At 44.9% G+C, this 12,242-nt stretch carries 10 protein-coding genes; 9 read left to right on the forward strand and 1 reads right to left on the reverse strand.

Going from position 1 to position 12,242, the window contains the following annotated elements:
• The first annotated feature begins 46 nt into the window (after positions 1–46).
• The 9 genes from porV to rdgB all read left to right on the forward strand — a co-directional run bounded on the left by porV (position 47) and on the right by rdgB (position 11,241).
• On the forward strand, positions 47–1,327 hold the full coding sequence (gene porV, locus O3Q51_04665) for a type IX secretion system outer membrane channel protein PorV (protein ID MCZ4408085.1): 1,281 nt from the start codon (positions 47–49) through the stop codon (positions 1,325–1,327).
• 3 nt (positions 1,328–1,330) lie between these two features.
• Positions 1,331–1,810: a 2-C-methyl-D-erythritol 2,4-cyclodiphosphate synthase gene (gene ispF / locus O3Q51_04670; GenBank protein MCZ4408086.1), complete on the forward strand. Its 480-nt coding sequence runs from the start codon at positions 1,331–1,333 to the stop codon at positions 1,808–1,810.
• A gap of 25 nt (positions 1,811–1,835) precedes the next feature.
• Entirely contained in the window at positions 1,836–2,333 is a 498-nt protein-coding gene (gene cdd, locus O3Q51_04675) for a cytidine deaminase (protein MCZ4408087.1), read from the forward strand.
• 64 nt (positions 2,334–2,397) lie between these two features.
• On the forward strand, positions 2,398–3,447 hold the full coding sequence (gene pdhA / locus O3Q51_04680) for a pyruvate dehydrogenase (acetyl-transferring) E1 component subunit alpha (GenBank protein ID MCZ4408088.1): 1,050 nt from the start codon (positions 2,398–2,400) through the stop codon (positions 3,445–3,447).
• Positions 3,448–3,456: 9 nt separating this feature from the next.
• Positions 3,457–4,734 carry a pyruvate dehydrogenase complex dihydrolipoamide acetyltransferase gene (locus O3Q51_04685; GenBank protein MCZ4408089.1) on the forward strand — a complete coding sequence of 426 codons (1,278 nt, stop codon included), beginning with the start codon at positions 3,457–3,459 and terminating at the stop codon, positions 4,732–4,734.
• Positions 4,735–4,755: 21 nt separating this feature from the next.
• Positions 4,756–6,903 carry an ATP-dependent DNA helicase RecG gene (recG, locus tag O3Q51_04690; GenBank protein MCZ4408090.1) on the forward strand — a complete coding sequence of 716 codons (2,148 nt, stop codon included), beginning with the start codon at positions 4,756–4,758 and terminating at the stop codon, positions 6,901–6,903.
• Between the two features lie 39 nt (positions 6,904–6,942).
• Entirely contained in the window at positions 6,943–9,360 is a 2,418-nt protein-coding gene (pheT, locus tag O3Q51_04695; protein ID MCZ4408091.1) for a phenylalanine--tRNA ligase subunit beta, read from the forward strand.
• Entirely contained in the window at positions 9,357–10,700 is a 1,344-nt protein-coding gene (locus O3Q51_04700; GenBank protein MCZ4408092.1) for a lysophospholipid acyltransferase family protein, read from the forward strand. The genes pheT and O3Q51_04700 overlap by 4 nt, the downstream gene beginning before the upstream one ends.
• Complete coding sequence (gene rdgB, locus O3Q51_04705) at positions 10,666–11,241, forward strand: RdgB/HAM1 family non-canonical purine NTP pyrophosphatase (protein MCZ4408093.1); 576 nt, start codon at positions 10,666–10,668, stop codon at positions 11,239–11,241. Before O3Q51_04700 ends, rdgB begins: the two co-directional genes overlap by 35 nt.
• Here rdgB and O3Q51_04710 read toward each other — a convergent pair.
• Complete coding sequence (locus O3Q51_04710; GenBank protein MCZ4408094.1) at positions 11,235–12,212, reverse strand: D-alanine--D-alanine ligase; 978 nt, start codon at positions 12,210–12,212, stop codon at positions 11,235–11,237. The two genes, rdgB and O3Q51_04710, sit on opposite strands and share 7 nt — an antisense overlap.
• Positions 12,213–12,242: the final 30 nt, after the last annotated feature.

Genomic DNA, 12,242 nt, shown 5'->3' on the forward strand with positions numbered 1-12,242 from the left:
TTGAGCTACTCATTTAACTATATTTGCATCCGCAAGATTTTTGCACATGAAAAATAAGATTCTTCTTTTTGTAATAACAGGCCTAACGGTTCTATCAGTAAAGGCCCAAAATCCGGTAGATTGTGCCGGAGCTGTAAACGGAAGTAATTGCGATGAACTGCGCGCCATTACTACAGCCGTTCCTTTTCTGCTTATTGGTCCCGATTCAAGAAGTGGAGCAATGGGAGAAGTAGGAGTTGCAATATCTTCTGATGCAAACGCCCAGCACTGGAATGCTTCAAAATTGGCTTTCGCTGAAGAAGAAATGGAGTTTTCTCTTTCTTATAGTCCTTGGCTTAGACAACTTGTAGATGACATGAACTTAGCTTATCTCTCTGGGTACAAGAAAATCAGCAAGACTTCAGCAATTGGCGGAAGTCTTCGATACTTTACCTTAGGTGATATCATATTTACTGATCAAAATGGTACTGAAATCAGACCATTTCGACCAGCTGAATTTGCTTTGGATGTGAGCTATTCACTCCAGCTTTCGAGTAAATTCTCAGGTGGTATTACCGCCCGTTGGATTAACTCAAATTTGACAGGTGGTGTAAATGTCGGTGGTGCAGATTCAAAAGCTGCCAATGCATTTGCTGTAGATCTTTCAGGATACTACAAAGACGATGATATTTCTCTTGGGGATAAAGATGCTGCCTTGGCCTTCGGTATCGCTATTTCGAATATCGGTAATAAGATTTCATACACCAACACCGCTCAAAGAGATTTCCTTCCGATGAACTTGAGGTTGGGTGGTGCATTTACAATTGATCTCGATCAATTCAATTCAATCACGTTTGCATATGATGCGAATAAATTGCTTGTACCATCACCAGCCCTATACGATCAAAATGATCCTACCAAGATAATCGCGGGAAGAGATCCTGATGTGGGTGTTGCTGAAGCAATTTTTGGCTCGTTTAGCGATGCTCCCGGTCGTCCGATTCGAGACGAAGACGGAGCTGTAGTATTGAATGATGAAGGATTAGCAGAAATAGAAAGCGGAAGTGTTTTTCAAGAAGAATTGAGAGAAATCAACCACTCTATAGGTTTTGAGTATTGGTATGCGAATCAATTCGCCGTTCGTGGGGGGTACTTTTATGAGCATCCTACTAAAGGTAACCGCCAGTACTTCACCATCGGAGCAGGTTTCCGTTACAATGTATTCGGTCTTGACCTTTCTTACCTGATTCCGACAGAACAAAGGAATCCATTGGCAAACACCTTACGCTTTACGCTGCGCGTGGCCTTTGACAGCTCAGGGCCCGCTCCCGCAGATACTACCAACTAATTCATGAAAATTAGAGTCGGTTTCGGATACGACGTCCATCAATTGGTGGAAGGACATCCTTTCGTTCTGGGTGGTATCAAGATTGACTATTCCAAGGGTGCTTACGGGCATTCAGACGCCGATGTACTACTCCATGTTATTTGCGATGCGCTTCTTGGAGCCGCAAATTTGAGAGATATCGGATTTAACTTTCCCGATACAGATCCTAAATACAAAGGAATAGATAGCAAAATTCTTCTCCGCGAGAGCTACCGTTTGGTAAAGGAAAAAGGATACATGCTCTCCAATATCGATTGCACGATTTGCCTTCAACAGCCTAAGATTAATCCTTTTATTCCTGAAATGAAAGAGGGAATTGCAGAATTACTTGAGATCGATATCGATGACATTTCCATAAAAGCTACCACCACCGAAAAACTTGGTTTTGTAGGTAGAGAAGAAGGAATAAGTGCTTATTGCACTTGCCTGATTCAATCGGTTTAAGCTTTCTTTCCTACTTTCGGAATCCATGGAGAACAAAGAAATTCACATTAGATACGAACGTTATGCATCTGCTGATGAACTCTCAGCCGATGATCGTTTACTTTTCAATCAAGCCATTGAAGCATCAAAAAGTGCTTATGCACCTTATAGTAAGTTCTCCGTTGGAGCAGCAGTTTTATTGGAAAACGGTGAGGTTGTCAAAGGAAGCAACCAAGAGAATATGGCCTACCCTAGTGGTCTATGCGCCGAACGGGTAGCCTTGTTTGCCGCGGCCTCAAACTTTCCCAATATTCCTTTTAAGGCCTTGGCTATTATGGCTCAACCCATCTCTTCTGGCCAAGATACAGAAGTTACTCCCTGCGGATCGTGCAGACAGGTCATGCTCGAATACGAGCGTATCCTAAGTCAGGATATTCGAATTATTACAGGAGCACCAAACGGACCCATTTCTATCATTGAAAATGCTCGTTCTCTTTTGCCTATGGCTTTTTTCGATGCAGGATTGGGAAAAGATATTGGATAAAACCAAGACCCCTAAAAAGTCTAACTACTGAGTTGTATATTTGTCGCCTTTAAGTCAAATTAGAATGGCAACAAAAACAAACGGAACTACCAAGAAAGCCCCTGCGAAGAAGACTGCGGCAAAAAAGACAGGATTTTCGAAAGATACCTATTTGAAGTGGTACGAGAGTATACTGATGATGCGTCGATTCGAAGAAAAGTGCGGTCATCTTTATGTGCAGCAAAAATTTGGAGGATTCTGTCACCTTTACATCGGACAAGAAGCCGTTCTTGCGGGAATGGTCTCAGCTATGGATAAGGATGACAGAGTGATCACTGCCTACAGGGACCACGCTCACCCCATTGCATTGGGGACTGACCCTAAATACGTTATGGCCGAGCTTTATGGAAAAACCACAGGTCTTAGTAAAGGTAAAGGAGGTTCTATGCACATGTTCGACAAGGAGAGACACCTTTTCGGTGGACATGGTATCGTTGGTGCACAGATCGCTTTGGGAGCTGGGATAGCTTTCGCTGATCAATATTTAGGGAAAAAGCAGGTTACCTATTGTTTTATGGGGGACGGAGCTGTTCGCCAAGGAATTCTTCACGAGACATTCAACATGGCAATGACGTGGAAGATTCCTGTTGTATTCGTGATAGAGAACAACAATTACGCAATGGGTACTTCTGTAGAAAGAACGTCCAACGTAACCAACCTTAGCGAGCTCGGAGAATCTTACGACATGCCTGCACTATCTGTTGATGGTATGAGCTGTGAGGCTGTCCATGAGGCGTTTGCTGCGGCAGCTGAGCATTCGAGAAAAGGTGACGGTCCTTTCCTTCTGGAAATGAGAACGTATCGCTACAAAGGGCATTCAATGTCTGATCCTCAGAAGTACAGAACCAAGGAAGAAGTTGAAGAATATAAAGGTCGCGATCCATTAACCATTGTAAAAGAGGTTATTCGAAAGAAAAAGTGGATGACTGACGCGCAATTGGCTGACCTTGATAAAAAGACAAAAGCAGAAGTTGAAGAATGTGTGAAGTTTGCTGAGGAATCTCCGGACCCAAAGCCGGAAGAGCTTTACGAGGATGTTTATATTCAGGATGATTACCCTTACGTAAAAGAATAACAAAATATTATGGCTGAAATAGTACGCATGCCGAAGCTCAGCGACACCATGGAAGAAGGTGTTGTAGCAGAATGGCACAAGAAGGTGGGTGATGAAGTAAAGACAGGTGATGTCTTGGCCGAGATTGAAACCGATAAGGCCACCATGGAATTTGAATCATTTCAGGACGGTGTGTTATTGCATATTGGTGTGGAAACGGGCGATGCTGCTCCCGTAGATTCTATCCTGGCAGTGCTTGGAGAGAAAGGAGAAAACATCGATGACCTTTTGAAAGAAGCTTCAGAGAATGGTGCAGAAAAGTCTGACTCCGATTCCAAAGAAGAAGAATCAAAAGAAGAGGATAAGCCCGAACCCAAAGCAGAAGATAAGTCCGAAGCGAAGGAGGAAAAACCAGAGGAGAGAGCACCTGCTGCCACCTCAAATGCCGACGGAAGAATCAAAGCGTCTCCACTGGCGCGTAGCATGGCGGATGAGAAAGGAATAGATCTCAGTGCTGTGAGTGGCACAGGAGATGGGGGGAGAATTGTAAAGCGCGATATCGAAGATTACACACCTTCAGCTGCTAAGGCTTCTTCAAGCTCTGTCGCCGCTACAGGCCAAGAGAGCTACAGCGAGGAGAAAGTCTCTCAAATGCGCAAGGCCATCGCTCGAAGACTTTCCGAGAGCAAATTTGGCGCTCCGCATTTCTATCTTACCATGGAGATCGACATGGAAAATGCCATGGCTTCTCGTAAGGCAATCAATGCAGCTATCGAGCCTGCAAAGATTTCTTTCAATGATATGGTGATCAAAGCATCTGCGGCAGCCTTGAAGAAAAACCCTAAGGTGAATGCATCTTGGTTGGGAGATAAGATTCGATATAACGATCATGTGCACGTAGGTGTCGCAGTGGCTGTAGACGAAGGTCTCTTGGTTCCCGTAATCAAGTTTGCTGACTCGAAGCCAATGGCGGCGATCAACGAAGAAGTGAAAGAGATGGCCGGTAAAGCCAGAAACAAAAAGCTTCAGCCAAGCGAGATGGAAGGCAACACTTTTACCATCTCAAACTTAGGGATGTTTGGTATCGAAGAGTTTACAGCGATCATCAATCCACCTGATGCTTGCATTATGGCTGTAGGGACGATTGTAGAAAAGCCCGTTGTTAAGAACGGTCAGATTGTAGTGGGCCATACCATGAAAGTGACGCTCTCTTGCGATCACCGTGTGGTTGATGGAGCGGTAGGCTCAGCATTCTTGCAAACGTTCAAGAAATATATGGAAAACCCCGTTTTGATGTTGGCAGAATAAGTCAAATCAAATCAGATATTTTTGAGAAAGCCCCGCCAATTTGGTGGGGCTTCCTATTTTTACACTCGATTGAACTCCTTCCTTCACACACCGCTCAATTACGTCAAGGGAATTGGCCCCGCCAAAGCCGAATTGTTGGCAACAGAGCTTAACATACGCACTGTTGAGGATTTGCTTCAGCATTACCCTTTTCGGTATGTAGATCGATCGAAGGTTTACCCGATCGGTCAACTGCGCGAAACGATCGACTTTGTCCAAATCAAAGGAGTTTTGGGAACGCTAACAGAAGAGGGAGTGGGCAAAGCCAAAAGACTCCGGTCATCGCTTAGAGATGAGACAGGGCTGGTCGAGTTCATCTGGTTTAAAGGATTGAAGTGGATTAAGGAAAATCTAAAGCCTGGTAAACAGTACGTGGCTTTTGGAAAAGTCGCACTTTACAAGGGCAGGCCTTCCATGCCACACCCCGAATTGGAGTTATCTGATGAGGTAAAGATATCCGATGGCTACCTCCAGCCCATTTATAGCTCGACTGAGAAATTAACCAAGCGCGGCATGAGCTCCAAAGGCTTTGAGAAAGCCATCCGAAGTGTTTTAACCAGACCTGATTTCGGTTGGCCCGAAACACTCTCCGAAGGAATTCGTGAAGAATTAAAACTCGTCACCAAGAAGCAGGCAATTCAACTTATTCATCTTCCGCGAAACTCGAATGACACGACTCACGCCCGTAGACGGTTAAAGTTTGAGGAACTGTTTTTTATTCAACTGGAGCTTCTGCTTAAAAAGGATGTTCACGCTAAGCAAATTCGCGGTTTCATTTTCGAATCGGTAGGCGACTACTTCAATACCTTTTACGAAAAGTACCTACCCTTCGAATTGACTGGAGCACAAAAGCGAGTGCTGAAAGAAATTAGAAGGGATTTTGGCTCAGGTCGTCAAATGAATCGGCTCCTCCAAGGTGATGTTGGAAGCGGCAAGACCATGGTATCAGCCCTCGCGGCCTTGATGGCCATTGACAATGGATTCCAAGCTTCGGTGATGGCGCCGACGGAGATTTTGGCCAACCAACATTTCGAGACTTTTTCGGAAATGCTCAATCCCTTGGGATTGCGGGTTGAAATTCTAACGGGTTCTACCAAAACAGCCAAGCGCCGAGAAATCCACGCCGGACTCATGTCGGGACAGGTTCACCTTTTGGTGGGTACACATGCCCTACTCGAAGACAAAGTGCAATTCAAGAATATTGGCCTAGCTGTCATTGATGAGCAACACCGATTCGGTGTAGCCCAACGGGCCAAGCTTTGGCGAAAAAATACCCAGCCACCTCACATCTTGGTAATGACGGCTACGCCAATTCCCAGAACTTTGGCAATGACGCTTTATGGTGATTTGGAGGTGAGCGTTATCGATGAGCTCCCGCCCGGACGAAAACCCGTTGATACAAGCCATGTTTTTGACAATGCTCGAATCAAGATTTTCGGCTTTATGGAAGATCAGATACGCCGTGGAAGGCAGATTTATGTGGTCTATCCACTGATCGAAGAATCCTCCACACTTGACCTAAAAGATTTGATGGATGGGTACGAAAGTATCGAGCGACGCTTCCCCAAACCCGATTACCAGATCAGTGTGGTGCATGGAAGGATGAAGCCTAAGGACAAGGATTTCGAAATGAACCGCTTTGCTGAAGGTAAAACCCAAATAATGGTCGCTACTACGGTGATTGAAGTGGGAGTCAACGTACCCAATGCCTCCGTTATGGTGATTGAAAGTGCCCAGCGATTTGGGCTTTCGCAGCTTCATCAGCTCAGAGGCCGTGTGGGAAGAGGAGCGGAGAAGTCTTATTGCATTCTCGTTACGGATAAGAAAGTTAGCAACGAAGCTCGCAAGCGAATGCGAACGATGGTGGAGACGAACGATGGCTTTCGGATTTCTGAAGTGGATCTCGAATTGCGCGGGCCCGGCGACTTGATGGGTACACGGCAGAGTGGTGATCTGGATCTAAACTTAGCCAATCTTGCGACCGATGGAAAGATTTTGGCTTTTGCCAGAAATGTAGCAATCGACTTGCTTGATGAAGATCCCGAGCTCAAACTCGAAAAGAACGTAAACATCCTTCGTCGAGCGAAAGAGGTCATCTTTAATAAGCCCAATTGGAGCAGGATTTCCTAGGGTTAAATTTTTAGTTTTGTCGGTTAAACTTTTGCGTGAATGAAAGTCTCATATAATTGGCTCAAGAACTACCTTTCCTTCGATTTATCTCCTGAAGAAGTCTCTGAAATTCTAACGGATACAGGTTTGGAAATTGAGAAACTCGAGCCCTTCGAATCGGTGCCTGGAGGACTGAAAGGTGTGGTCGTTGGTCATGTTACCGAAGCGGTTCAGCATCCCAATGCCGATAAGCTAAAGGTGACCAAAGTGGATGTGGGAACAGGACAGTTGCTCAACATCGTTTGTGGGGCGCCAAATGTGGCTCAAGGCCAAAAAGTACTTGTAGCTACTGTTGGCACAACCTTGATGCCCGAACCAGACAAGCCTTTTAAGATAAAGAAGGCAAAGATTCGAGGGGAGGAAAGTTTTGGGATGATTTGCGCTGAAGATGAGCTGGGCATTGGCGAAAGCCACGATGGAATCATGGTGCTGCCTGAAGATACATCTGTTGGAGAAGCAGCAGCTGATATTCTTGAGGTAGAAAATGACTATGTTTTTGAAATTGGCTTAACGCCAAACAGAACTGATGCATTTGGTCACTACGGGGTAGCACGAGACTTGGCGGCGCGCCTGAGTTTGAAAAACAAAGTAAGAGCGACCCTTCCCGAAGTCAAAGTCGACATTGCTGATGGAAATCCCATAATCGTGAAAATCGAAGATGCCGATGGCTGCGGTCAATATGCGGGTCTTTATATTGAAAGCGTGAAAGTGGAGCCATCTCCCGGGTGGTTGCAAAACCGGTTGAGAGCCATCGGACTTCAACCCATTAACACAGTGGTAGATGTGACGAACTACGTGCTTCACGAATTGGGTCATCCGCTCCATGCTTTTGATGCCGATAAGATTGACGGAAATACTGTCTTCGTGAAAACGCTTCCTGAAGGAACTAAATTTAAAACTCTCGACGAGTTAGAGCGAAATCTCTCTTCTGAAGACCTGATGATTTGCGATGCCAAAGGCGGACTTTGTATCGCCGGGGTTTTTGGAGGCATAGGGTCAGGAGTCAGCGAAGAAACCACGAATGTCTTTTTAGAGAGTGCTTGGTTTAATCCGTCTCGAGTGAGAAAAACGGCCAAGCGTCACGCTTTGAATACCGATGCCTCTTTTCGCTACGAGCGGGGAGTTGACCATGAGATGACTCTTTTCGCATTGAAACGAGCGGCTCAGCTTATTCAAGAATTAGCAGGTGGAACAGTTCGCGGACCCATCAACCATGAGTTGACCAAGCTACCTGAGCAAAGCGAAATCAGCATTACACTCAAAAGAATCAACGACCTCTGCGGTGCAAATATATCCGCCGAAGAGTTGGAGAATATTCTGTCTTCTCTTGATTTTGAATTTGAAAAGTCGGGAGAGTGGTATCAGCTTAAAGTACCATCCTATCGTGTGGATGTGACACGCGAGGCAGACGTGGTAGAAGAGGTGCTGAGAATCTATGGCTACAATGCCATTGCTTTACCCGAAAGGATGTCGATTTCGGTGAGTATTCCACAAAAACCCGAGCCCAACCAGGTGATGCAGTCATTGGCAAATTCCCTTTCTGCAAGAGGGTTTTCTGAGATCATGTCAAACGGATTGACTGAATCGGCCAAGATTCAAAAAGTGGTAGGAGAAGAGCTGGCCAAAGATTTGGTAGCCATGCTAAATCCCTTGAGTATGGAATTGGATGTGCTAAGACCGACCTTGGCCATCAGCTCATTGGAATCCATTTCTTATAACCTGAATCGGCAAGCCGAACGATTGATGTTTTACGAAATTGGTACGGCCTATCAAAAAGCAGAAAAAGCCTACAAGGAGACGTTGACCCTTTCCATTGCTTTGGTTGGTGATCGCTTTCGCGAAAGCTGGAACAACCAAGGTCAACCTTTTTCATACTCGGACCTTTCGGGTGAGGTAAAAGGCGTTTTTGAAATCATGGGAATTACCGATTTAAAAGCAGAATCAGGAACGCATTCCTTTATGACGGATGTCACTGTGCTGAAAAAGGGAGAGAAACCTTTTGCTTCTTTTGGTGTGGTGAGCCCTAGGGCATTGAAAACCTACGGGATCAAAAAACCTGTTCTTTTTGCAGAGATTGACCTCACCGCTTCCTTGCGCAAGATGAAACACGCCACCAAAACGGTGGACGACTTACCGAAATTTCCCACCGTTCGGCGCGACTTATCGCTTCTGCTCAACAAGAATATTCCTTTTGCTGAAATTGAGAAATTGGCTTTTGCGAAAGCCGGAAATATGCTGAAAGAAGTTGGTCTGTTTGATGTTTACGAAGGAAAAAATTTGCCGGAAGGCAAGAAGAGTTATGCCATTTCATTCACCTTGAGGGATGAAAAGAAAACGCTGACCGACAAGAAAATAGAACAAACCATGGCTCAAATTCAGAGCGAACTGGAAACAGCATTGGGAGCGGAGTTAAGATGATCCACAAGATTTATTATCACAGTCTGCGTTTTGTAGTAAGACTTGCCATTAAGCTCTTCTATCGGCGGATAGAGATTCAAGGAATAGAGAATATTCCTGAAGAAGGCCCTGTTCTTTTGGCACCAAACCATCAGAATGCATTCATAGATGCACTGTTGCCGGCAACACTTTTTCCGCGCACCATTCATTTCTTAGTGAGAGCTGATGTCTTTAAATCTAACCTGGCAAGGAAGTTTTTTAACTCGATCCAAATGATGCCTGTTTACCGTCAGCGAGATGGTGTTCAAAATTTGGCCAAGAATGAGGAGACCTTCCGTCAGTGTCACGAAATTCTGCGTCGAGGGGAAGTGTTGTTGCTTTTTCCGGAAGCTACGCACGAAGGCGTTCGTAAACTGAGACCACTCAGTAAAGGCTTCACGAGAATACTATTTGGCGCTTTGCAAGATGGTCATGAGGATTTGGATATCAAGGTGGTTCCCACGGGCTTGAATTACAGCAATTATAGTGATTCTCAGTCGAGAGTCTTGATAAGTTACGGCAAGCCTATTTCCGTGCAAGACTACAAGGCTCAGATTGCAGAGAATGAGGCGCGCGCTATGAATGCGCTGAGAGAGAAAGTATTTGAGGAACTGGCAGAAGAAATTATCCACATTGAAGGTAAAAATGCCATGAAGGCTTTCGATGTGGAGCTCGAGCGTATCCTTCCCTTTTATGCTGATTCCAGGACGGGCTACAGCAGCCGTAAGTCGGGCAATCCATTTTACAAATCGCGAGAGGCAGCATTACAGCAAACAGCTGCTGACAGTAGCTATTTTCGCCGAATATTCATTTACGATTCAGAAATGGGTAAGCGAAAATTGCAGGCGCCATTCTTCTATATCAATAGAAGAGATGCGGGTTATTGGGTCATTCAAAATATCTTTTTGTTAATCGCTCTCCCTTTATTTTTACTCTCTTGGGTTTTACACGCTCCGTCTTATTTTACCGTGAAGGCGCTATTGGGAAAGTATGTAAAGGATCGTCAGTTTCACAGTTCGATTAAGCTTGTGGGCATGCTGATACTGTTCCCTCTTTTTGGTCTTATTTTTTCAATTGTCTTTGGCATTTGCTATGGAAAGCCGCTGTTAGTAATACCGTCGGTTTTGTTGTTCTTTCCGCTGAGCGTTTTTATCATCCGAGAGCTTCGGTTGCCCTACCGTTATTGCCTTACCTTTTGGCGAATGACTTTTATTCGTTGGAAAAACAAAGATTTGTACCGCTATCTGAACCGAATCGAGGAGGACATTCTCGAAAATATCGACTCTCATGAAAATCATTTTCGCAACAAACAATCCCAATAAGCTAGCTGAGATTCAAAACGCTCTAGGTGATGATTTTGAGTTGGTTTCTCTAAAAGATATTGGCTTCGAAGGTGAGATTCCTGAAACGGGAAGAACCCTCGAGGCAAATGCCCTACAGAAAGCCACCTATATCTACGATCGCTATAAAGTTCCCGTTTTTGCTGATGACACGGGTTTGGAAGTCGCCTGTCTGAATGGCTTGCCGGGAGTAGATACAGCGCATTATTCGGGGAGCCGAGATGCTGATGCCAATATGCAGAAGCTATTGAGCGAGATGCGGTTTCATGATGATCGATCGGCTGCTTTTAAAACAATCATCGCATTCATTACTGAGGAGGACAAAAAGTTGTTTTCAGGAGAAATTCAAGGCCAAATTGCAAAAGCGAAAAGCGGGGATAGCGGCTTTGGCTATGACCCTGTTTTTGTACCCGAAGGTGAATCACGAACTTTTGCCGAGATGACGATGGATGAGAAGAAGCAGAAAAATCACCGCGTCAGGGCGCTGAAAAAATTTACGGATTATCTGAAAGGGACTTATTGATTACTTGCTGACTCGATCATCAGGTCGATCAATTCAGCTTTGCCGATCCCTATGGCGGCCGCCTGCTGCGGTACCAAACTCGTTTCGGTCATTCCGGGAACGGTGTTTATTTCGATGACATGAAACACGCCCTCCACAAGTTTGTAGTCTATTCTGATCACCCCTTTGCATTCAAATGACCTTGCTATATCTTCAGAGGTAGATCGACAAGTTTCGTAGAGATCTTTTGGTAGTTGTGCGGGTGTGATTTCCTTGGTTTGATCCAGACTGTATTTTGCTTCGTAATCAAAGAACTCTCTTTCCGTGGTGATCTCTGTTACAGCCAAAGCCTGGTAGTTTTCTTTGCCACAAATTACTCCACAAGTAAACTCTCTTCCGTCCAGAAACTCTTCGATCAATATCGCCGAATTTTCGCGGTAAGCCTTTTCTACCGAAGCTTCTAGTTCTTCGGCTTTGGAGACTTTTGAGATTCCCAAGCTCGATCCACCCTGATTTGGCTTAACGAAGACTGGTAATTTTAGCCGATTCAAAACTTCGTTTCTGTCGAACTTAGCGGGAGTTTGGATCAGCATTCCCTTGGCAGTATGAAAACCTCGCTCATTTAGCACATCATTGGTGTAGCGCTTATTAAATGTTAATGCCAAGTTGAGTACGCTTCCGGTTGTATATGGCATGTCGATCATATCGAAGTATCCCTGCAGAAGACCATCTTCACCGGGAGTTCCATGGACGATTACCAGACAGATTTCCGGACGAATCCGTTTGCCATTGAGTTCAAACGAAAAGTCTTTGGTATCAATCGGTTTTCTGCTATCGTCGACAAGAGTATACCAATTTGACTTTTCAATCACCATTTGAAAAGGCGTGTACTTCTCACGATCAATATTGTTGAGAAGCATTTGTGCTGATTTCATGGATACAACGGCCTCTCCCGAGTACCCACCGCAAACGATGCCAATAGTTTTTTTCATATTCTTAGGGTGAAGTTATACTCGCGGATG

The organism is Cryomorphaceae bacterium 1068 (assembly GCA_027214385.1).
In the GTDB taxonomy this organism is placed as follows: Bacteria; Bacteroidota; Bacteroidia; order Flavobacteriales_D; family Cryomorphaceae; genus JAKVAV01.